Genomic DNA, 23,044 nt, shown 5'->3' on the forward strand with positions numbered 1-23,044 from the left:
TGTTGAGAAAAAAGGATAGAACACAGAAAAAGCCGTCTCCGGCGGCTTTATGCTCACCAGAGACGGCTTTATTTCCGTCCAATAAATTGACTTGTTTACAGTTTTCCTCTTGTACCAAACGGTTGCTTGGAACGAGGGGAACCCAGTACTTCTGCCCACAGGACACCTGTACGAATATCAGCAGGACGAAGTGGAGACGCTCCCGATTCATCGGTGCTGGTCTCATCCCAACTGGAATCAGACACAACTGGCCGATTCGCAGAAGAGATGCGATTCAAGCGTTCTTCAATCAAGCGCTGCTGTTCTTCCATGCCTCTCATCTGTTCCTCAAGTGAATTTGCCATCGCACTCATCGTGCCCTCACTTCTGTAGTCAGTTGCGGGGCGAGAAGATGCAGCAGGCTCCGATGACGGCTCATCATACTGATTCTCATATTGCACGTCATCATACCGATCGTCATACTGTTCATCATAGCGGGGGTCTGTAGGTCCGGAAGACTGCTGCGGAGATGAATTGTCTCTTGAACGTTCATCCCGGCCTGAATCACCACTGCCTCCAAATGTAGGCATCCCGTTGGCAGGACGCTTTTTGTTCGGATCAGCCGATTTGGCAGCTTTCCCCAAGAAGGAGAAGAGTGCAAAACCGATGACGGCCACAATATACAGATTATCAAAAATCCATTCAAATAGGCCCATATGCACTCACCGCCTATCTTCCGTTTTTGGAATCACCCTGATCGTTGGAATTCGAACCTTCACCAGGTTTTCCCAATGTATTACGCATTTGAGTATCCGCTTCAATGTTCTTCAGGTTCATATAATCCATCACACCGATTTTACCGTTACGAAGTGCCTCAGCCATTGCCAAAGGTACTTGGGATTCGGATTCAACAACGCGTGCTCTCATTTCCACTACGCGTGCTTTCATCTCTTGCTCTTGGGCTACGGCCATTGCGCGACGCTCTTCCGCTTTTGCCTGAGCGATACGTTTGTCAGCTTCTGCTTGCTCTGTTTGCAAGAAGGCACCAATGTTCTTACCTACATCAACGTCCGCAATATCAATGGACAGGATTTCAAAAGCAGTACCTGCATCCAAACCTTTGGACAATACGGTACGGGAGATCAGATCCGGATTTTCCAGGACGTCTTTGTGAGAATTGGAGGAACCGTTCGTACTTACGATACCTTCACCAACACGGGCGATGATCGTTTCTTCACCAGCACCACCGACGAGACGGTCAATGTTGGCACGAACCGTAACCCGTGCTCTAACTTTAACTTCAATACCATCTTTGGCAACCGCAGAGACAATCGGTGTTTCGATAACTCGTGGGTTAACACTCATCTGTACGGCTTGTAATACGTCACGACCTGCGAGGTCAATCGCTGCAGCACGTTCAAATTCGAGTGGAATGTTGGCACGTTGTGCAGCAATCAGAGCGTTTACAACACGGTCAACGTTACCACCGGCCAAGAAGTGACTTTCCAGTTGGTTCATTGAGAGTTTAAGACCGGCTTTAGTTGCTTTAATCATTGGATTAACGATACGGCTAGGCGTTACACGTCTCAGTCTCATCGCTACCAGTGTAATAATACTTACGCGTACGCCGGATGCAATCGCTGAAACCCAGAGCATAACCGGGAAAAAGCTGAAGAATACGCTCAATACGATAATACCTACTACCGCAATGAGCAAAATCGTAATCATAGATGTGTCCATTGTTTAATTTCCTCCATTTGCAATTTGAATTTGATAAAAATGTTTGAGAAGACACTCATGAGTCCGCTGCTAAATGAAAGAATGCACCACCTCGCTGGCAGCTTCAGCTACGTGGTTATGTACATTGCCGAAGCGTTAATCCGCTTCGACAACAGAGCAAGTTACACCGGCAAAGCTTGCTGAACCACAATCCGGGTACCTTCCGCTTTAATCACAATAATCGGTGTATCGATGGGAATAAAATCTCCGTCGGTCACAACGTCAATCCGTTCCCCTTCAAACATCGCTGTTCCAGAAGGACGAAGTGGTGTCAGACTGATTCCTTGCAGACCAACCAGCTCTTTACGTTCTGTGGCTGATGAATAACCCCGATCCGCAGACATGCTATCACTCAGTATGAAGCGATTCCATATCCCTCGATCCTTAAAGATAATTGAGATGATCGCAATGACTACCAGTGCTGCTCCAAAAGCGATACCCAGAGATACAAATGCATCACTCGTATCATAAGCAGCCCTTACAACACCGGCCACAAGCGCAATTGATCCCAAAATCCCCAGAATACCAAAGCTCGGAATAAACATCTCCAGAATCATCATGATGAGTCCGACGGTAAATAGCACCCATGTCTCTGCTCCGGCAAATCCCGCAATGTAATTACCCGAGAAATACAACACGAAACACACGATACCTACAATACCAGGAACTCCAAAACCAGGAACAATCAATTCAATGATCACACCCGCGATTCCGAGGAACAATAATACAGTCATCACAACCGGATTAGTAAGAAAAGAGGAGATATTCTCCGCTGTTGTTCGTTCTACCTTAAATACGTCATCCTGACTGTAACCTGCCCAAGCTGCCGCTTCTTCCGGTGTGTTGCTGATGTGGTCGGCATAACCAACTTTCAGCGCTTCTTCAGCCGAGAGAGCAATAATTTCACCTTTTTGCTTGGTTTTATTGATCTCTGGCATTTCAACAACGATGTTAACATCCGTCATTCCAGCTGCAATCTTGCCATCACGACCACTGATTTCAGCCGCTCCCTGCATTTTGCTTTTCCAGAATGCAACAAGCTTTGGATCATCAACATGTTTACCCGTACTGTCCACCATTGCTGCCGCACCAATCATACTGCCTGGTGACATTACGATCTTATCTGCATTCAGAGCCAGAAAACTCCCTGCTGAAGCAGCATCTCCACGAACAAATGCAACAGTCTCAATCGGACTGTCCTTAATTAGGGTACCTAATGCTTCTGCAGTGTCGACACGGCCTCCCGGCGTATTGATATCAAGAACGATCAGGCCAGCATTCATCTCTTCTGCTTGCTTGAACCCGCGTTCCATGAACTTGCCAAGTCCCTGCTCGATTGGTTTATCAACCGGAATAATATATACGGCACCACTCTTCTCAGCTGCATGCGCTGACGGTGATCCAATCCAGACAGGAAGCAACAGCGTCAGCAGCATTAAGAGCATCAATGGCCCCGTAAGCTTCTTCCGGCGCTTTCCCTTCACAATAGTCCCCCCTTTTCCATTAATGTTATACTGTCCAGCTTATGGTATTTATTACGTGCAATGCAACATTTCGTTTCAAAATCTTAAAATTATATTTGAAAACTCAATCAATTGCAAGAATAAAAATCCATAATAATATATATTAACCATTAAAAAGAAATTTCGTCATCCCAAGGACATGATGCCTTCTGATAAATGGAAAAAACACCTCCTGACAAGTCAGAAGGTGTTTATTGATTTGCTTTATTGCAGAAATTGTTGAACTGCTTGATTTACCAGTTTGCCGTCCGCTTTGCCTTTAACTTTCGGCATAAGGGCCGCCATGACTTTCCCCATCTCGGCTTTCGAAGAAGCACCGGTTTCCTGGATGGTCTGCTGTACAATAACTTTAATTTCTTCTTCGGTAAGCTGTGTGGGAAGGTACTGGATGAGTACTTCAATTTCCGCTTTTGCATTTGCCGCGAGATCTTCACGGCCCGCTTTGTCAAATTCTTGGAGGGCATCTTTGCGCTGTTTGATTTCACGACTCAGGATATCAAGCACTTCGTTGTCATCCAAATCTCTTTTCAAATCTATTTCAAGATTCTTGATCGTCGAACGAATCAACCGAATGTTGGAGAGTCTGAACTTGTCCTTACTCTTCATCGCTTGCTTCATATCTTCGTTCAATCGTTCGCTAAGATTCATGTAATTAAAATCCTCCTAAAACTTTCTCTTACGAGCAGCCTCGGACTTTTTCTTGCGCTTTACGCTTGGCTTCTCATAATGCTTACGTTTCTTCACCTCAGCCAATACGCCATCTTTAGCGATGGAGCGTTTAAAACGACGAAGTGCAGCATCAATAGTCTCGTTTTTGCGAACTTTAGTTTCAGACACCAGTTTTCCCTCCCTCCGACCAGACCGTCCAAGAGCAATAACACGGTTCATCATCTTACATTATAGGCGAAAGATAATAAAGGTGTCAACCTCAATGTAATGATCACTTATTTGAATCCATTTTATAACTCAAAGGTATTATGAAATGAATTCATTATATAAGCATTTGGTCACACATTCGTGGATTTAATGCATATGACTAAATCCTCAATAGTAGTACCCATTAGCTCGTTTATTTGTGAGAATCGGACAGACTTGTCAACACGCCAAGTCTGGTACCACCCAACAAATGGTAATGCAGATGATGAACGGTTTGTTCTCCATCCTTACCACAATTGTTGATTAATCGATATCCTGTTTCCTCCACGCCAAGACGCTTCGCAGCTTCTTGAGCAGCCAGATGAATCTCGCCGATCAACGGCAGATCTTCTGCAGTAACTTCATTCATGGAAGCAATATGTTTCTTCGGAATGACAAGAACATGTGTCGGTGCAGCGGGCTGGATGTCATGAAAAACGATAACATGGTCATTCTCCAGTACTTTATTGGAGGGAATGCTGCCCTCTACAATTTTGCAAAATAAGCAATCCATAGTTCATACCCTCCTTTGTATTCCAGTGTATGTATTCCCCTCTATCATACTAAAAGTAAAAACCCACGTCCAATCTCTAGACACACAACCAGGTATTCCAGGTCAACTCTCCATCTATCATCGAGCCGAACACTATACAACATTGGATGTATACCAAGCCATTTTATTGAAATATGGTTTTATCACGCACTTTTCCCAATTAAACAAATATGTATGGTTAATGACACACAAAAGGAGATTGGTTAATTTGACCGTTTATCAACATGTACAGGAACTTATAGGTAATACACCTCTGCTTGAATTAACTCGTTATCCATTACCGGAAGGAATCCGCCTGTTCGCCAAACTGGAATTCATGAATCCCGGAGGAAGTGTGAAAGACCGGATCGGCAAGTTTTTATTGGAGAAGGCCTTGGCACGAGGAGATGTTAAACCAGGTGGAACGGTGATCGAAGCTACTGCAGGCAACACAGGAATTGGTCTTGCAATGGCGGCTGTAGGCCTGAATTTAAAGGTCATTTTCACCGTACCTCAGAAGTTCAGTGTTGAGAAGCAGCAGTTGATGAAAGCCCTTGGTGCTACGGTCGTCAACACACCCACATCCGAAGGAATCACTGGTGCCATACGCAAGGCGGAATCGCTGGCGAAAGAAATACCGGGTTCGTATATTCCAGGTCAGTTCTCCAATGCAGATAACCCACTCGCACATTATGAACATCTGGGTCCTGAGATTTGGCGTGATCTGAACGGGCAGGTGGATGTATATGTCGCCGGAGCCGGGTCTGGCGGAACTTTCATGGGAGTATCTCGCTATTTGAAGGAGCAAAAACCGTTAATTAAAACATGTATCGTAGAACCCGAAGGTTCGATACTCGCAGGAGGTCCATCGGGACCACATCGTACAGAAGGAATAGGGGTCGAAACGTTATCTTCTTTTATGGATGTGAGTTACTTTGATGCCATTCATACGATCTCAGATGAAGATGCCTTTGAGCGGGTCAAGGATCTGGCCTTGTTGGAAGGCTTACTGGTAGGAAGTTCCTCAGGTGCAGCTATGCAAGCCTCATTAAACGAAGCTGTTCACGCAGCTCCCGGAAGTAACATCGTCGTTATTTTCCCGGATAGCAGCGAACGGTATTTAAGCCAAAATATCTATAATGGAGGACAATGAAATGAGACCAAAAACCAAGCTGATTCATGCAGGTATTGTCGGTGATCCACACACTGGAGCAGTGAGTGTACCGATCTATCAAGTAAGCACGTATGAGCAAGAATCAGTTGGCGTACACAAAGGATACGAGTATTCACGTACAGGCAACCCTACCCGTCATGCGTTGGAAGAAGTCATTAAAGAGCTGGAGGATGGCGTTCGAGGTTTTGCTTTTAGTTCGGGCATGGCTGCAATTCACGCTGTACTGTCTCTGTTGAAAACAGGAGATCACGTCATTCTGACGGATGACGTATACGGCGGGACCTATCGCATTTTCACCAAGGTGCTGAATCGTCTGGGTATCGAGTCTACTTTTGTAGATACCACCTCACTACAAGCACTGGAGCAGGCTTTGCGATCCAATACAAAGGCCATCTATGTAGAAACACCTACCAATCCGTTACTCAAAGTCACCGATATTGCTGCTGTAGGGAAATGGGCGAAACAACATGAATTGTTGTTCATCGTGGATAACACGTTTAGTACCCCTTATTGGCAAACCCCGCTGGCTCTTGGGGCAGATATTGTACTGCATTCTGCAACGAAATATATCGGCGGTCATAGTGATGTCGTGGCAGGACTTGCGGTTGTCAACAGCGAGCAACTTGGTGAAGATCTGCATTTTATTCAAAATGCAATTGGCGCAGTTCTGGGACCTATGGATTCCTGGCTGTTAATGCGAGGTCTTAAAACATTGGGATTGCGGATGGAAGCGCAAGAGCGCAATACAGAGCAGCTTGTGACATTTCTGAATCAGCATCCAACAGTGAGTAAAGTTTATTATCCCGGACTGCCCGACCATCCGCAGCACAAGCTTGCTTCCATGCAAGCGAGAGGATATGGCGGTATGGTTTCCTTTGATGTAGGCAGTGCTGAAAAAGTAGATGACGTGTTAAGCAAAGTCCGTTATTTCACATTGGCTGAAAGTCTAGGCGCGGTGGAAAGTTTAATCTCTGTACCTGCCCGAATGACGCATGCCTCCATTCCTTATGAACGTCGGCAAGAATTGGGGATCACGGATGGTTTGATTCGGATCTCCGTTGGGATCGAGGATGTTGAAGATTTACTGGAGGATTTGAAATCTGCATTAAGTTAAGGGCATTTTGAAGTCCGTGCTGGCTGATACTTGCGAATGGGTAGTTGACCATTCTCTAAGGAACACAGGACGTCTCATTTGGCGTTCAGGCGCTAATTTGAAATTATAAGGAACATCAGGCACGTTATTTCCCGAAATAACTCAAAAAAATGCTGAAAGCGGCTGTTTATTCGGTTATAACGTGTATCAGATTCCTTAAAATTCTGAGGACGCTTCAAAGCCTTGAATAAGATGCCTCAGATTCGTCAGCGCTCACATCATGCTCCGCTCCTCCAATCGTGGCAAGAGAACAGCATGGATTCCACCCGAAGCGAAGCTTTTTATCGGGATAGAGAATTAAAGCTTTTCGGTGTCTTGATCGTAAGCTTGCACATAGGACGTTCTCGCATATTCAGGATGCAGTACACCGATTGCTGCTGCGGACGTTCAGGCCAGGTCTGCTTTCAGTAGTTAAATACACGTTATGTGCCATCCGTTCATCATCGACCTTACACTAATTAGATTCAAAAAAAGGTCATGCCTTACAGAAGTTCGCTTCTGCACAGGCATGACCTTTTTAGATATTCGGTATGTTGCCAGTTGTATTGCAAAGACTGTTGCGATACATCAGGCTGAGACTCTGTATGTGATAAGACCTCTCTAATTCATGCTGTACGGTACCATGAATGAAACATCCATCCTCAGCTAGTTATTTTCGAGGATTTTCATAGGATGCCCATAGGGTACATAAGAATGTGTCACTTGCAGTTATGACTGTTTTTTCTAATTTCAATAATACGGTAAAAGGGTTAACGCTGTAAGCGCAAATAACGGGAGCACCAGTCGGTTAAAACGTCTACGGCCATAACCATAATACGGATAAGGCGTAGGGTAGCCGTAACCTGGATAAAATCCGCGAGTATGACCTATCGGATAGTTTGCCCCAGGCATTGCATTTGGAGCCCAGTTCGCATGATTCACCATGGCTTCTGGTCCAACGGGAACAGCCAGGTAGATCATTTCATCATCCACATTTTCCATAATGCCATCGTAGTGCATACCGTCTTTCATCTGTACACATACATAACGGTGCATGTGTTCTTTGCATATTTTCTTCGCTTCCACTTTTTCCACTTGCCAACGCCTCCCTGATTCTGCTCTTGATCACCTTTTCATGGTATTCAGAACTGGGCGAATTGACACTACTGATGAGAAAACACAAAAAAGAAGCACCCCGTGAGCGGCTTCCTTGGAAGTCTGCTGCGCGGACATCTATTCAGGAAACGTCCTGATCAGATGTCCGCCGGGGTACTTAAATAAAGTTTGTCGGCTTAACTGTAGTATAACAGTGGGATGAACCTGTATCTGTGATGTAACTCACTCCGCTAAGTTATAAAAGCAGGAAAAGAAATATTTTCACAAAAATAATATTACGTAATAGTGCATGTTTAAAAAGGGCGGTTTTCAGTACCAAAAAGACGGGATAAAGCTAGAAATGGAGTAGCGGAGCATAGATAGAACTACGTGAGCAACCGTAATGTTTCCGAAGGAAACAACCTTCGTAAGCCCCTACTTATTTCAGCTGAATTCCATATTAGATGTTGATGATGCCGCTAGGCACCATTCGTAATCAAAAGCGGACTTTTTGAACAACCTCTAATATTCATTTTGCTTGGACTATTAGAGGCGCTTCTATGATCTATATTGCTTACACATTGCCCTCTACAGAGTCTCCAAGACCACACGTGAGCCGTTTCCGGCCTCACCTGCCGGAATCACCACAAGTTTGCGCGGCAAGCGTGCACGCAGTTCAGGCACGTGACTGATGACACCAACAGCCAATCGATCGTCATGCAATTTTTCCAGAGACGTAATGACGGTATCCAACAGTTCAGGGTCAAGGGTACCAAACCCTTCATCCAGGAAGAAGAATTGAAGTGGGTACTGACCTCGCAGTTGAATCTGGGCCGACAGTGCCAAGGCCAGTGACAACGAAGTCAAAAATGTCTCGCCACCTGACAACGTTGATACCGGTCGTTTGACTCCCCCGTTGGCATCATCACAGATCACAAAACCACCACCGGAATCCACCTCCAGTGAATAACGCTGTTTGGTCAGGAAGCGCAGACGCTGAGATGCCGCATGACTAACCTGCATCAGTTGTTCCTCCGCAATATACTCAACAAAAGCATTGCCTCTGAACGCGGATTGCAGCTTGCTGAGCAGTTCGCCTTGACGGCTTACCTCCACCCGCTTGTTCTCCAGTTCGGTCCAGCGAACATGTCGCTGCTCCACATCCTCCAAATCACGTTCTGCACGTGCTTTGGCACGAAGGGCAGCCTCGTCCTCAATTCGGACCTGCTGCAAACGTTCGGTGCAGGCTAACCACTGTTCCTCCGATACGACAGCACCACCCAGCTTTTGTTCCAGTTCACGCAACTGGGATGCCAGTTCACGCTCACGTTCCCGGTGCTGCTGGATCTCCCCTGCCAGTCGCTCTGCTTCCTGTGCAGGAATTGCCGCGGATACAACAGCATCATCTGAGTCAAATGGAGATTGTTCCAGCAATTGCTTCCACCGTTCCTGTGCTTGTTGCAGATGTTCTGTGGCCGAGGCGGCTGCCTGCTGTGCCATGACGTCTTTCTTGGCTGATTCCTGCTTCAGCGTGTCCGCTTCTTTGAAGCGTTGTGCCGAGTCCGAAGCTGTTTTCCGCAGTCCATCCAGACGAGCCTGAGCCGCAGTAATCAGATCTTCTACCCGTTGCTCCCCAACCCACTGGCGCAAGCGTTCTTCCTTCTCGGCCAGCTGTTTGCTATTGCCCTGCCACTCCGTTTGCCACTGAATCAGTTGTTTGTCCAATTCCACCAGCTTCTGCTGGAGAGATTGAATGATTTGGTCTTTTTCCTCAAGGAACGTCACGCTTTTGTTCAGACGTTCCTTGATGTCTTCGGCGCGCGCATCGCGCTCCTGCATCGCCTGATAGAGGGCCTTGGCCTCCTCCTGAGCGATGCCCGGCAGTTCTGCGGCCCAGCGGCTCTGCAAAGTAGCCGCTGCGGCCTCGCTCTCAGCCAGCTTGCGCTCCGCCTGGGTGAGCCCGGCACGGCCGGCCTCTTGCGCAGCTGCCGCTTCCATGCGGCGCTGCTGCGCGCCCACAGCCGCCTGCTGTAACGCGGCGGCTTCGGCTTGGAGCGGCGCTGCTGCGGTAGCCAGCGCCTGCGCGGCTTCGCGCAGCGCAGCGGCACGCGATGCCCAGCCTGCCGGGGAGCGCCCGTGTTCGGGCGACCCGGCGGGCTCGGGCTCCGCTGCCGCAGGCGCGGCCTCGGCTGCGGCCGGAGCTTCGTAAGCCGCAGCGCCAAGCTGCGTCAGCAGGCTGCGACGTTCGTGCAGCTGCTGGCGCAGCCCAAAGCGCAGCTCCTGCAGCTCCGCGTGCAGGCTGCGCAGCAGTTCCAGGTCCGCATCCCCTGCGTGCGGACCTTCTCCCGGCGGCGCAGCCGGGAGCGGGTGGTGCGGCGAGCCGCACACCGGGCATGGCTCGCCGTCGTGCAGCTCGGCGCGCAAGGCGGAGGACAGCCGGTGCAGCTCCTGCTCGCGCATCGTGCCACGCAGCCGTTCCTCCGCAAGGGCCAGCAGGCTTTGTTCGCGGCTAATGTCCTGCTCACAGGCAAGCAAGGCCTCAAGACCTGCTGACGCCTGTTCTACCAGATGCTGACGCTGATCACTCAGGCGTTTTTCTTCCTCAGCCGCCGCCTTCAGCTTGTCGGCTCCCTGTTCTGCCGATTGCTTATAGGCTTGCATGTCAGCCTTATTTTGCTGCAACTGCTCCGCGGCAGTATCCACACGATGTTTCAGTTCTAGCGCAGCTTGAAGTTGCCTGCGTTCCTCTGACTTCACTTCATTTGGCTTGAGGCTCTCCTGTAGTTCCTCTCGCCGTTTGCGTCCGCGCTGTTGCAGTTCCTTTTCTTTCTCAAGCTGCTGTCCCAGCGTAGTTTGTTCGCTCTGCCCCTGTTCCAGCAACTGCGCGAGGCGCGAGCAATCGGCTTGAAGTCCGTCCCGTTCACGTTGCAGCTCTTTCGCTTGTTCGAGTTGCTCCAGGCGCAGCAGAAGTTTCGGTTCTTCCTCAGTCATTTGCTTGCGTGCCGTCTCAGCCTTCTCCGCTTCCTGAACAGCCAGACGCTCATGTTCCAGTGCTTGCTGATGAGCTGTCTCGGCAGTATCCTGCCGCTGCTTCTGTGTAGCCATGGCATCTCGAACCGTCTGCAATGCAGGCAGTATTGCATCTGCCGCAACGGATTGTTTCAGCCGTTGTTCGCCTACCTCTATCTGTGGTTCCAGTGCTTTCAGCTTCTGCTGTTCATCCGTCCGGGCCTGCCGTTCGTTACTTAACTCACGAATTTTGCCCAGTTGTTCAGCTTCCTTCACAGCTTCATCCAGCGCTTTGCGGGACAATTCAGACTGCTGAACAGCGTTTTGAAGAAGACGTTTCGTTTCTTCCAGCGTCTCCTTACTGGCATTGCCCAGTCCCTGTTGTTCCGCAGCAAGAGATTGGTGAACCATATCATTATCCTTGACCCGCCGACTTAATTTGATGGCCAACTGGTCCCCATACTTCTCCAGATGGAATAATCGTTGCAGCATCTGGCGACGTTCACTGCCTTTGAGTGACAAAAACTCGGCAAACTTCCCTTGCGGAAGCACCACTGCCCGTGTAAAATCATCCATCTTCAAACCGATCACATCTTCAACGCAGCGATTCACATCTGCCAATTTGTCGGCAAGTACCTGTTCTTCGCCATTAACCGTCTCTATGAATTTGCTGATCGTGTTACTCACCGAAACTTCATTATTTCGTTTGAAACGTCGCTCTACCCGGAACCTTCGAGTGCCTTCCGCCGACATCAGTTCAAATGTAAAAGCAACCGACAACGAATCCTCTGCATGATTCATAATGCCTTGTGTCCCGTTCACCGCGCGTTCCACTTTTCCGTACATGGCGAGTGTGATGGCATCGAGCAAAGAAGATTTACCACTACCCGTTGGACCGAAAATACCGAATAGTCCCGTCTCCGTCAGCACGGTAAAATCAATCTCCTGCATCTCCCGATAACTTTGCAGTCCGGCAACTTTTAATAAAATCGGCTTCATCTTTCCTCGACCTCCTCACGCGCACCCGGCTCGTCTTCATCCACAAGTTCCAGGAAAAGCTGTACCAGGCTGTCTTCCGGTTGTGCACCACCGGTCTGACGCTGATAAAATTTACGGAACAGTTCATGCACAGGTAACTCGGATCGTTGCTCCAAAAGTCCTGCTGCAGCCATCTCGGGATACACCGGGCGAATATGGATGATACCTTCATGTGATTTTCGCAGCTGCTGAATCTCCTTCAGGGACATCGCTTCGTCCAGCCACACTTCCATGTCGATAAAAGCCTGTGGATCACGCCCCTCATCCAGCCAGCGATATACTTCTGCCAGACCACCACGGGCCTGCCAACGTACAAGCGGACGCCCGGACGTTAACAAAATTTCTTCTACCTGTGCTGCTCCACCCGGCGCCAGATCAACCATCGTGACAGACTTGCTCTGCCCTGCTTCCGAGAAGCTGTAGGCGAGAGGAGAACCGCTATATCGAATCACACCGTCTCCTTTGACAGCCTGTGCACGATGGAGATGCCCAAGCGCCGTGTATTGCGCACCAGTCGATAAAGATGATGGATCCACCGTGTAGGCCCCACCGATTTGAATCGGACGTTCCGAATCACTCTCAAGTCCGCCGAGCACATAGATATGGCTCATGGCCAAGTTCACGGTATCCGGGCGAAAAGAAGCTGCCAGACGCTGCATTAACATGCCCACACGGTGACTGTATGCCTGACGAAGCACATTTTCGTCCCCATCTGTTGTCAGCAATTCATTCAATCTGGCTTCAGAAGGATAAGGTAATGCGGCAATCTGTGCAATTTCTCCGGTTCGCTTTGCATGGATGGTTACCGCTTCTGAAGTAGGCATCCCTACGAGTGTAATGCCCTGTCTGTTTACAAGTGGAGTTACAGAAGCTACACGTTCTGGCTGATCATGATTCCCTGCAATTACCACGAGAGGTCTTCCATGCTCCGTCAGACGTGCTGCCGCTTCATAAAAAAGCTGTTCCGCCGCTGCGGGAGGATTCACCGAATCATACACATCTCCGGCCATCAATATGGCATCTGCCTGCTGCTCATCAGCGACCCTGACGAGTTCATCAACGAAATCTTCCTGTTCACGCAGTCGGCTTCGTCCTTCCAGCGTTTTTCCCAAATGCCAGTCCCCTGTATGCAAAATACGCATCGTCCGTTCCACCCCTCTCCCATGTGAGATACATGGTTTTGAATTCCGATCTTTTTACAATTTCACTGCATGTCCACCATCAAAAAAGTACAGCCATTTCCGGTCAACTTTCCGACCTAATATATCTTCAATAGCCCGTCCATACAGATCTAGCTGGAAGCGATAATTTTTGGTAAGTTCATCCAAACCACCACGATGCTCCAATACTCGATCCGTCTTGTAATCAAGCAAGACAAGCTCGCCGTCCACCTCATACAGACAATCGATAATCCCCTGTACAAGCACGGTTTCATTTTCAATCGTTGCCTGCATTTTGCTATCTTCATTTATTGTCTGCATATCTGAGTTCGCCGCCCGTTCATGTAGCCATTCCACAGGAGACTGATGTGCCGGAAGTCCATACACAAACGGAATTTCCCGTTTCACCCACGCTGCACGCAATAATTCTTTCCCTGGTTCTGTATTGAAAAATCCGGCCAGTTCTTCAGGTTCGATAGCCGCAGCATGATGGGCCAGCAAAATCTGAAGCTTAATCAACCGCTCAATCGTCTGTTCAATAAGCTGTGAATCAACAGATGATCCATCTATAGGAAGATGCTGCATCAACGTATGATACACGTTCCCCCGTTCTGCCCCTGTCAGCTGCGTTGCCTCCATGAATTTCGGACGACGCAGGTGCAGTTTGAAAGACGTACCCGCAGATCCCGCATCCGAAACGTTCACCGTACGGTTTGAATCTGACTTTAACCCAGCCTCATGCTTGATAGATTCACTGGATGCATCACGATGAGCATGGCTTGTTTCATCCTTGATGTTATTGATTCCTGAGGTGTTATAATCCAATAATTTCTCGGACTGCTCTCCCAGTTCCTCCATCACCTCTACGGACTGGATATCCTGCATCGCAAGTAACGTTTTCAACTCCGTGACAGATGTGCTCGCTGCTACTTGAGTTGCTGCTTCAAAGGGGTACGTCCATGAAAGTCGTTGATCAACCTCGTTGATCAGCCGTGCCTCCTCTTGTTGAGGATCTACTGTAGCTGCACCTTCATCTCCAATGTTTTGGTTAGCCGTGACTTGTGCACTCTTCGTCAGTTCTTCTACCGTTGAGGATGTAACCAACTTCACAGGCTGAACGGCTTTTAGTGCAGCAGTTCGTTCTTTCCGCACCTCAGTCATCCCATCTTCTTCCCCAAGTGTCTGATTCACCACATGGTCACGGGACACGTGATCAGCGGAAATAATAGAAATCGCCCATCGAGATTGATCATCTGCAAGACAGGCTGAGAACGAATCATTGCTTCCTGCAAGTTCACGCAGCACAGCCGCATCTGGATGTCTCATCAGGGATGGCCCAATCCAGTCCAGGTAGTTTCGTCCTGCAGCAAGCAGATAGTCTGGCAATGCCAGTTCAGGGCTATCCTTGACCTGAGACCACGCGAGCGCTTTTTTCGCGGCATCTTTTACGGTACCTAGCAGAATCATTTTCTCTTTGGGACGAGTCAACGCAACATACAGCACACGCATCTCTTCAGCAAGCAGTTCAAATTGCGCCCGACGACGAATCGCCAGATTGGCTAATGTAGGATAGGCAACCCTGTTCTCACGATCCACAAACCTCGGACCAAATCCCAGTTCCTTATGCATTAGAAACGGTGCGTTCAAGTCCTGCTGATTAAACATCTTGGATATGCCACCGACAAAGACAATTGGAAACTCCAAACCCTTACTCCGGTGAATCGTCATGATACGTACGGCGTTGTCCTGCTCACCAGAGCTACTTGCTACAGTTCCGAGGTCTCCCCCGTTTTCCCGCAGTCTGGAAACATAGGTCAGGAAACGGAACAAGCCGCGATTCGCAGTTGATTCCTCATATTGTCGTGCGCGGTCGTACAATGCCTTAAGATTACTTTGACGTTGCAGCCCTCCTGGAAGACCACCAACCCAGTCCAAATAACCGGTTTCCCGATACATACGCCAGATCAGTTCACTTAGACTGCCTTGCCTTGCCTCAAGTCTCCACTGCTGCAATTGACGCATAAAACGAATTAACTTTTGCTGTAATTCCGAGCCTGAGATCTCCGTTATGCCCAAATCCTCACTTGCATGTCCCGCAACACCAGCATCTTGCATTCCATCTGTATGCAATGTATGCACATCGGATTCATAGACATCATCCAGGATCTCTGCCTCGACTGAAGCTGCTGTCTCCCGCTGTCCCTGTTCCATCTCTGCCCAGGCTTCCGGCCACTGCAACTGGACCATATTGGAATCAGGATGATTATCCTGACGGGATTGTTGTACAGCATTAGTGGAGGAATCGCTCCAATCTCCCGCAGCCGATATAACCGCATCATAGAATGACTGTCTTTTGTCACCAAGCCGAATCTGTGCCAGTTCCTCTTCATCCAGTCCAACAATCGGGGAACGAAGCACGGAAGCAAGCGGAATATCCTGCCTTGGATTATCAACAAGCTGAAGCAGAGACATCATGATTTCCACTTCTGTAGCCTGAAAATAGCCCTTGCTCTGTTCTCCTCCAGCAGGAATTCCCTGCTGTCTGAACTCCTCAATCATGAGCGGAGCCCACATCAAGGTTGAACGCAGCAAGATGACCATGTCACCGTAACGTGCCGGGCGCATCGTTTGCAGAGCTTTGTCATATACATGAAGGGCAGGTTTGTCCGTGTCTCCAACCATCTCCCGAATACGCCTTGCGATTGCCCTCGCTTCCAACTGGGCTGTTTCAAGTTCGGCACTCTCCAGTTCTGCGGAGACCGATGCATCCCCATTCTCATCCGTACTCTCTGTCAGATCAGGACCACCACCCTGACGATCGATCAGCATGAGTTCAGGTGTATACGCCTCATCACCAAGTGTTTCTGACGGGAACGTAGCCCCATATGCCAGTTGAGCTCGTTCATCGTAAGCAATCTCTGCCACACCTTCGTTCATGAGTTGCCGGAATATCATATTGACCGAATGCACGACTTCTGCTCGACTACGAAAATTCCGCGCAAGATCAATACGTTGACCTGTACGATGCAGACGTTCTTCCACCATTCCGTCCTCATTTGTGCTCGCTCCATACTGGCGATACTTGTTCATAAACAGACCTGGCTCAGCCAACCGGAAACGGTAGATACTCTGTTTGACATCACCGACCATGAATCGGTTACCCGGGTTTTCTCTGGAGATCAGTTTCACGATATCTTCCTGAACCGTATTGGTATCCTGATATTCATCAAGCAACACTTCATCGAATCGCGAACGGTACTCCATAGCCGCATCGGAAGGCATCGACAGTTCAGGCGTTGAATCCTCATGTCGCAAAATGTGAAGACAGTAATGCTCCAGATCACTGAAGTCAACTTGCCCACGTTCCTGTTTGGCCTGTCGATAACGTTCTCCAAATGTACTAACCAACCTCGACAACTCCTGCATGAGTGGTGCCGCTTGCTCCAACTCCTGCCAGAACGCAAACGCACTTCTCCCGAACAATGAACCTTTCAGGTCGGTAACTGCCTTTTTCGCGGCCTCACGGAGTTCCTTCACCTGATCCTGTAAAGCCGGGTCTGTTTGATCCTTTTTGCAGGGTTTCAATTTGCCAAATGTAGCGGGTTGAAACACTTCAGGCAACCTTTCCCATGGCATAACCTGGGCCGCAGACAACAGTTCTTCTACCATCACCAGGTCTTCTTTTAACGTTTCTGCATAAGGTGCCGGACCTTCAGGCTGCATGGAAATATGGATGCCTTGACGAAGCAGTCCTGCTGCCCCACTTAAAGCAAGAGCCGCATCACGCAAAATACTCTGAACCCATGCTGAATGTCCAAGTGCCTCTACACTTTCCACCTGAAAAGCAGATGCCATCTCTGAGAGCCAATGATCCGGCCAGGAATGACTGCGGGAGAAATCATACAAACGTTGCACCAGTCGATGCATCGCATCATCGTTTCGTTCTCCACTGAACCAGTCCACTAATTCGCGGAATGTACTCCCTTCATCTTCTTCGCCATACTTTTCCTCAAATAGTTCTTCAAGCAGTTCCTGCCGCATGATTTCCGCTTCATTTTCATTCAGGATACGGAAAGCCGGGTTCAACGGAATTTGCTGATAATAACGGCGAATGACTTCCATACAGAATGAATGCAGCGTTGTAATAGATGCCCGTCCAAGCAGCGACAGCTGCTTACGCAGATGCTCTTCTCCAGGCTGTTCTTCCAGCGCACGTTCCAACGCTTCCCGAATCCGTTGTTTCATCTCGGCGGCGGCCGCTTTGGTAAACGTAGCTACAAGTATACGATCCACACTGAATCCTTGGGAGGGATCTGCGATCTTGCGAATAATTCGTTCAACCAGTACGGCTGTCTTGCCTGATCCCGCCGCTGCGGCAACCAGTATGTCTTCTCCGCTTTCGGAAATCGCACTCCACTGGTCATCACTCCAGAAGCTTCCTTCCGGTTTTGGCATATTCGTCATGATGTTTCCCCTCCCTTGGTGTGAGATAACATATCCCAGATTTGCTGTTTGCCCGGTTTGGACAACAGGTTATACTCATTTCCTTCTATATTCTCATCAAACTGACAAACAGGCTTATACGGACAGAACGTACACGCCACTTCCTGTTGAATACGATAAGGCTCAATGGCCACATCCCCATCCGTAATTCGGGTACCAATCTCACGGATATTACTGCGAACCGAAGCAAGCAGCGTATCCCATTGCTCTGGCGTAGCTACAGCGGCGCTGCTATAAAAGCTTCCGTCCGCCTTAAGGGCAACTGGAATAATTGCTGAATACCCCTTATCCAGGGTGTTGTCCATTTGAGCGATTGCGTCCCGATCCGCCAGCAGCAAACCTTTCATTTTGAACCGTTTCAGCAGTTCTTGTCCTGCCTGCTCTGATGTCATGCCGTTTGCGGATTGCAACAGCGGGTTATGCACATGGAAATACAACGTTCCTCCCGGCATCGCCGTTTCCCCAAGCCATTCTTCGGCAGCACTAAGCAGCACCTCCAGATAGGTGAGCATCTGTAATGACAGACCATAGTAAACTTCATGTAACTTGAGGTCCGTTTGGCTTGATTTATAGTCAATGACACGTAAGAGCAGACCATTCTCTCCTTCTGCCACATCCACACGGTCAATCCGACCCACGATCTCCATCACACAGCCGTTTTCCAGTTCAAAACGTAATGGCGGCAGTGTTTTATCCGGTCCAAAATCAAGCTCCAGCCCAATCGGTTCAAAACTTCCACGTCTGGACTGTTCACCAAGAATAACCGATGCCCGGCTAACAATGTCCTTCAATTTGCGGAAAATATAACCGTATCGCTTGGTGCTTAGCAAAATCTCCCCTTGCAGCTGTGGTGCAATCTGCTCCACCGTTTGCTCGGCTTCCTGACGGCATTGGTCTGGAGTCAAACTGCCCCAACTACGATTTTCTTCACGCAACCGCATAGCCAGCTGGCTTAGTGCAGCATGAAACAGCTGTCCGATATCAGGAGCCTGAAGGCGGTACAATTGCCGTTCTTTGAGGCGTAACCCGTGCGAAGCAAAATGGGAGAACGGACAAGCAACGAAACGCTCCATTCGCGAGACACTCGTCCTCACCTCTGTACCATACAGTCTGCGACTGGTAGCTGTACGTAGTGGCAATGCCCGATTACGATAAAAAATCGATCCCATCAACCGCTCCAGCTGAGGTCTGCTTGTCTCCCGAGATACATGCCAATTGTAGACCGCCCACCACATTTCAGGGATGTCTTCTCCGCGGCGCCATTTGCGCAATTGTCCAATGAGCGTTGACAGACTCTGACCCGGATGGGTGACATAGGACCAATGCGCTTCTTCCGAGTTCGCAACCGGCGGTTGAGCGAGCAATGGCTGTTCTTGTAAACCAAACATCTTCCGTACATGGCGGACAATCTCGGAAGGGAGCAGTGTTTTCCCCTCATCATCAGCAACCGGGTAACTCAGCCACAACTGGCTGCTTGCCGCTGTAAGTGCCGTATAGATCAGGAAACGTTCATCCAGCATCTGCCTTGTTGCACCTGGTCCAAGCGCCACGCCTCTTTCCGTCAGTAACGCTCTCTCCAGTTCCGTTAATACACCATCATCCTGAGGTACGGCGGGTAATTCACCATCAACGGCGCCAAGGATAAATACGTATTTGATGTCCTGAAGGCGTGTACGGTCCATAGAACCCATCAAAACCTGATCAAGTGCTGGTGGTACCAGACCCAGCTTCAGTTCCGTCAATCCGGTCTCAATCATCCCGGCAAACAGCGTGATATCCAGCCGTTCATTCCCCATCATATCGACCATCTGATCCAATAAATCCAGCACAGCTCCCCACATCTGCCGATGTTCTCTCGACCGTTCGGGGTCACCTTGTGCCTTAGCTTCAGCAGACATATTCTCCAGCTTCCATGGAATCTCAGCATCTTCCAGCAATCTGTATAGTGCCTCGCACTGGGCTTTAGCTGTCTTTGCCTTTTTCATTCGTTTCTCAAAAACACCCAAAGAATCTGTAATGACCGTTCGGCAGCTCTCCATTAAAGAAAGCATCTGGTCCCGTCCTCGACTACGGCCATCCTGACCGTTGTCTTCCAGCGACAGGCTTGGTACATACTTCCACGGTTTGCCGTCAGTCCAGCGATACCCGTGAATACCACAAGCCAGTACATAATTCTCAAGCTGGTCCATATCTTCACGTGTGATGGAACCATCACGCGGAAGCAGCAGATCCGTTTTGACACAGCGAAATACATCCTCGTAACGCCAGTGGCGCCGAACAATATCCAGTGCGGAACGGATAAACTCAGATAATGGATGATGAAGTTCATTTCTTCTCCGGTCCAGAAAGACGGGTACGTCATAATCCCTGAATAACGGTTCAGCTATATCAGCGTAGGTATCCAACTGCCGGACAAGTACCGCCATGTCCCGATAACGCGCACCTTCGTTTTGTGCCAAGCGCCGCATCTCACGCAGTGCTCCCTCCATCTCAGCTCGTCGGTTCTCCGCTGCAACCAGTCGGATTCCGGAATCAAGGCCTTCACTTTTCCAACGAATTCGCCGGTCGAAACCAGCCTCCAGATGAGCAAGTCCCGGACGATCCTTGTATCTCGGTGGAATCTCCGAATCTAGCACGGTTATATCGCTTGTTACACCCAGTTCGTCAGCCATTCCTTTCAGGCGCGCATAGGCACTTGCCGTAGGATAAAATAGTTCCAGTTCTCCAGGCAGTGCGCCGTGATCATAAGGACGATCCAATGTCAGTGCAATCGTCACGGAAGAGGACTGCAACATCAGCCGACCAATCACACTCATCTCCTGTGGTGTGAATCCCTGAAAACCATCAATCCAGATCTGGGCATCCTGCAGCAATGCACTTTCCGACAAACGATCTGTCAGCTCGGTCAACGTGTCTTCATCATCAATATATAAATTGGTCAGTTCCTGTTCATAGTCACGATATATCAGATTCAAGTCATGCAACTTGTCCTCCAGAATTGGCGAAGTGGATGAGGTATTCCCTCCAGACAGCCCGTCTTCCAGCAATGATGGATCAACTTCATAACGTTTAAATTCACTATATAAGTCATTTAATTCGCCTATAAAACCCAGCTGGCTGCCGGATGCACCAAACAGCTTTAATTCTTCCTTACGGCGCTGGATGACCTTGTAGAGCAGCATCTTTTTGCCTTCGGCTCCGATCGGAATACGAGCAGAACCACCTGCTTCTTGCATTACACGATAGGCTAGACGGCGAAAGCCGAGCACTTCTGCACGCATGGTACCTTTAATTGCTCCAGAAGACACCAATGCCTGCTCTGTTCGAAAAGAACTCTGTTCGGGAACGAGTAAAATCAAAGGTGTGCCTTGCGGCTCCTTTTGAAGCAGGGATGTAATTTCCCGGGTAATCAGCAAGCTTTTTCCGCTGCCTGCCCGGCCAATAACAAAACGAACGGACATGTCTAATCCTCCAAACCACACGTACAAGATTTTAATTCCCAGTATAACATATCTGACTTGGTTCGGAACATACGTTTGCCACTATCCGGTAAAACCGGAGATCATCTCCGTTAACACAGCAAAACAGCAAAAAGCCCGCAGCTATCACACTGTGGACTTTTGACTTGATCTATACTTGATTGGAACGAAAATCATACGATTAATTCTTTTTACTGCGCACTTCGAAAATAGCAAATTTCAGGTAATGTCCTTCATCCACGCCCAAAATTTGTGGGTGATCCTTACCGGCTGCTTTCCAGTCGATCAAACGAAGCACTTTGCCTGCATCTTCCGCTGCATCGGCAATCGTGTCCAAGAAAAGATCAGGACGCATGTGATACGAACAGCTGGCTGTTACCAAATATCCACCCTCATTGACCAGTTTCATTCCTTGCAGATTGATATCTTTATAACCGCGACATGCACCTTTAACTGCTGATTTCGTTTTGGCAAATGCAGGAGGATCAAGGATGACCACATCAAATGTTTTACCGCCAGCTGCAAGCGCTTTGGATGTATCCACTTTCTGTTCGCCTGCACGTGCACGTGAGGTACGTTCATCCAGCCCTTTCACTTGTTCACGCAAGTACTGGAATGCATCAGCAACTACGAATTCAACCCGGTCAGTGAAACCGTTCAGCTCCACATTTGTTCGTGCACTCTCAATGGCATGCTCCGAAATATCAAGACAAGTCACTTTTTTAGCTCCATATTTGCAAGCATTCAACGTAAAGCTGCCCGTGTGTGAGAAACACTCCAGTACAGTGGCACCATCCCAATATGGGAATGTAACTACTTTACCACTTTTATTCACAGGCAAAAGCTGCTCTATGCCATCCTGCTCGGTCGTTTGTAGTGTGATTCCACTCTTGTAGCCCCAACCCTTCATGAGCGGTTCGATGGCTGCACGATTCTCACGTTGGTCGAAGAAGTAACCTGTCTTCTGCCCTTCCACGATATCCACTTTAATGAGTAGTCCATTCTCTGTAACCGTGACATGCCGTGGGCACTCTCCATGCAGCGGACCTTTGGTCTGCTCCAAACCTTCCAGTTCACGAATCGAGACATCACTGCGCTCGTATATACCTTCCGGCTGCATTACTTCAATGAGTGCCTGTACGATGGCTTCACGGCAACGATCCATGCCAAGTGTAAGCAACTGTACAACGAGAATGCTGCCGAATCGGTCAACGATTAATCCTGGCAGAAAATCAGCTTCGCCGTAAACGAGACGATATGCCTCCCCATCCTGGATAAAACGTTCCCGGTGACGCAAGCAATCGCGGAAACGCGCTGCAAAAAACGCCGTATCCATCTGTTCGGACTCCAGCGGTTGATAAGCTACAACCCTTACAGTGATCTGAGATGCAGGATTGTAATAACCTGTCGCCAGATAGCGACCTTGATGATTCAATACATTGACCAAATCTCCCGGTTCCGGGTTTCCGTCAACAGAGGCAATTTCATTGTTAAATATCCATGGATGTGCATGTTCAAGCCGCTTTTTGCGACTGCGTTCGAGTGTAACTGATGGCAAGGTAGATCCACTTCCTTTAATTTAATAGTTCAAAAGATAGGTTTGGTGCGGCGCGCAGGTGGCGTTCCGGGTTCGAATCGATCTTCCGATCGCTGTTGTCTCCAGATTTTTTTGATTCCCTTTTTTAAAGGGAAAATCCGGAGACAAAGGCGCACGCTTCGCTTCTTC

14 protein-coding genes are annotated in these 23,044 nt (G+C 48.8%); 2 read left to right on the top strand and 12 right to left on the bottom strand.

The window, feature by feature from the left end; translation table 11 throughout:
- Positions 1-95 precede the first annotated feature (95 nt).
- The 6 genes from MHH25_RS21290 to MHH25_RS21315 all read right to left on the bottom strand — a co-directional run bounded on the left by MHH25_RS21290 (position 96) and on the right by MHH25_RS21315 (position 4,710).
- Complete coding sequence (locus tag MHH25_RS21290; protein WP_036615043.1) at positions 96-695, bottom strand: hypothetical protein; 600 nt, start codon at positions 693-695, stop codon at positions 96-98.
- 13 nt (positions 696-708) lie between these two features.
- Positions 709-1,719 carry a flotillin-like protein FloA gene (floA, locus tag MHH25_RS21295; RefSeq protein ID WP_036615045.1) on the bottom strand — a complete coding sequence of 337 codons (1,011 nt, stop codon included), beginning with the start codon at positions 1,717-1,719 and terminating at the stop codon, positions 709-711.
- Between the two features lie 161 nt (positions 1,720-1,880).
- Positions 1,881-3,203, bottom strand: coding sequence for an NfeD family protein (locus tag MHH25_RS21300; RefSeq protein ID WP_051447387.1), 1,323 nt, complete (start codon positions 3,201-3,203; stop codon positions 1,881-1,883).
- A 282-nt stretch (positions 3,204-3,485) separates the two neighbouring features.
- Positions 3,486-3,929, bottom strand: coding sequence for a GatB/YqeY domain-containing protein (locus MHH25_RS21305; protein ID WP_017687237.1), 444 nt, complete (start codon positions 3,927-3,929; stop codon positions 3,486-3,488).
- 15 nt (positions 3,930-3,944) lie between these two features.
- A complete protein-coding gene (gene rpsU, locus MHH25_RS21310) occupies positions 3,945-4,118 on the bottom strand; it encodes a 30S ribosomal protein S21 (RefSeq protein WP_005547957.1) in 174 nt (57 codons plus the stop codon).
- Between the two features lie 232 nt (positions 4,119-4,350).
- A complete protein-coding gene (locus MHH25_RS21315) occupies positions 4,351-4,710 on the bottom strand; it encodes a histidine triad nucleotide-binding protein (protein ID WP_024628477.1) in 360 nt (119 codons plus the stop codon).
- Positions 4,711-4,957: 247 nt separating this feature from the next.
- Between MHH25_RS21315 and MHH25_RS21320 the strand changes: the two genes are divergently transcribed.
- Positions 4,958-5,881, top strand: coding sequence for a cysteine synthase family protein (locus MHH25_RS21320; protein ID WP_340017973.1), 924 nt, complete (start codon positions 4,958-4,960; stop codon positions 5,879-5,881).
- Position 5,882: 1 nt separating this feature from the next.
- A complete protein-coding gene (locus MHH25_RS21325) occupies positions 5,883-7,016 on the top strand; it encodes a bifunctional cystathionine gamma-lyase/homocysteine desulfhydrase (RefSeq protein WP_036615052.1) in 1,134 nt (377 codons plus the stop codon).
- A gap of 768 nt (positions 7,017-7,784) precedes the next feature.
- On the opposite strand, the gene MHH25_RS21330 is transcribed toward MHH25_RS21325, so the two are convergent.
- From MHH25_RS21330 to MHH25_RS21355, 6 genes are all read right to left on the bottom strand, one after another.
- Positions 7,785-8,129: a hypothetical protein gene (locus MHH25_RS21330; protein WP_036615054.1), complete on the bottom strand. Its 345-nt coding sequence runs from the start codon at positions 8,127-8,129 to the stop codon at positions 7,785-7,787.
- A gap of 588 nt (positions 8,130-8,717) precedes the next feature.
- Positions 8,718-12,137, bottom strand: coding sequence for an SMC family ATPase (locus MHH25_RS21335; protein ID WP_340017974.1), 3,420 nt, complete (start codon positions 12,135-12,137; stop codon positions 8,718-8,720).
- Complete coding sequence (locus MHH25_RS21340) at positions 12,134-13,318, bottom strand: exonuclease SbcCD subunit D (RefSeq protein ID WP_340017975.1); 1,185 nt, start codon at positions 13,316-13,318, stop codon at positions 12,134-12,136. The genes MHH25_RS21335 and MHH25_RS21340 overlap by 4 nt, the downstream gene beginning before the upstream one ends.
- Before the next feature lie 54 nt (positions 13,319-13,372).
- The gene (gene addA, locus MHH25_RS21345) at positions 13,373-17,800 is read right to left on the bottom strand and encodes a helicase-exonuclease AddAB subunit AddA (protein WP_340017976.1); all 4,428 of its coding nucleotides are present in this window, start codon (positions 17,798-17,800) and stop codon (positions 13,373-13,375) included.
- Positions 17,797-21,300, bottom strand: a complete 3,504-nt coding sequence (gene addB, locus MHH25_RS21350; RefSeq protein WP_340017978.1) for a helicase-exonuclease AddAB subunit AddB — start codon at positions 21,298-21,300, stop codon at positions 17,797-17,799. Before addB ends, addA begins: the two co-directional genes overlap by 4 nt.
- Before the next feature lie 199 nt (positions 21,301-21,499).
- The gene (locus MHH25_RS21355) at positions 21,500-22,876 is read right to left on the bottom strand and encodes a class I SAM-dependent rRNA methyltransferase (protein ID WP_340017979.1); all 1,377 of its coding nucleotides are present in this window, start codon (positions 22,874-22,876) and stop codon (positions 21,500-21,502) included.
- Positions 22,877-23,044: the final 168 nt, after the last annotated feature.

This window comes from Paenibacillus sp. FSL H3-0457 (genome assembly GCF_037981725.1).
In the GTDB taxonomy this organism is placed as follows: domain Bacteria; phylum Bacillota; class Bacilli; order Paenibacillales; family Paenibacillaceae; genus Paenibacillus; species Paenibacillus amylolyticus.

Bases quoted from the DNA above. Each gene is read 5' to 3' on its own strand.
- addA (WP_340017976.1), bottom strand. From the start codon at position 17,800: ATGACGAATATGCCAAAACCGGAAGGAAGCTTCTGGAGTGATGACCAG.
- addB (WP_340017978.1), bottom strand. From the start codon at position 21,300: ATGTCCGTTCGTTTTGTTATTGGCCGGGCAGGCAGCGGAAAAAGCTTG.
- MHH25_RS21305 (WP_017687237.1), bottom strand. From the start codon at position 3,929: ATGAATCTTAGCGAACGATTGAACGAAGATATGAAGCAAGCGATGAAG.
- MHH25_RS21290 (WP_036615043.1), bottom strand. From the start codon at position 695: ATGGGCCTATTTGAATGGATTTTTGATAATCTGTATATTGTGGCCGTC.
- MHH25_RS21325 (WP_036615052.1), top strand. From the start codon at position 5,883: ATGAGACCAAAAACCAAGCTGATTCATGCAGGTATTGTCGGTGATCCA.
- MHH25_RS21315 (WP_024628477.1), bottom strand. From the start codon at position 4,710: ATGGATTGCTTATTTTGCAAAATTGTAGAGGGCAGCATTCCCTCCAAT.
- MHH25_RS21335 (WP_340017974.1), bottom strand. From the start codon at position 12,137: ATGAAGCCGATTTTATTAAAAGTTGCCGGACTGCAAAGTTATCGGGAG.
- floA (WP_036615045.1), bottom strand. From the start codon at position 1,719: ATGGACACATCTATGATTACGATTTTGCTCATTGCGGTAGTAGGTATT.
- MHH25_RS21300 (WP_051447387.1), bottom strand. From the start codon at position 3,203: ATGCTCTTAATGCTGCTGACGCTGTTGCTTCCTGTCTGGATTGGATCA.
- MHH25_RS21340 (WP_340017975.1), bottom strand. From the start codon at position 13,318: ATGCGTATTTTGCATACAGGGGACTGGCATTTGGGAAAAACGCTGGAA.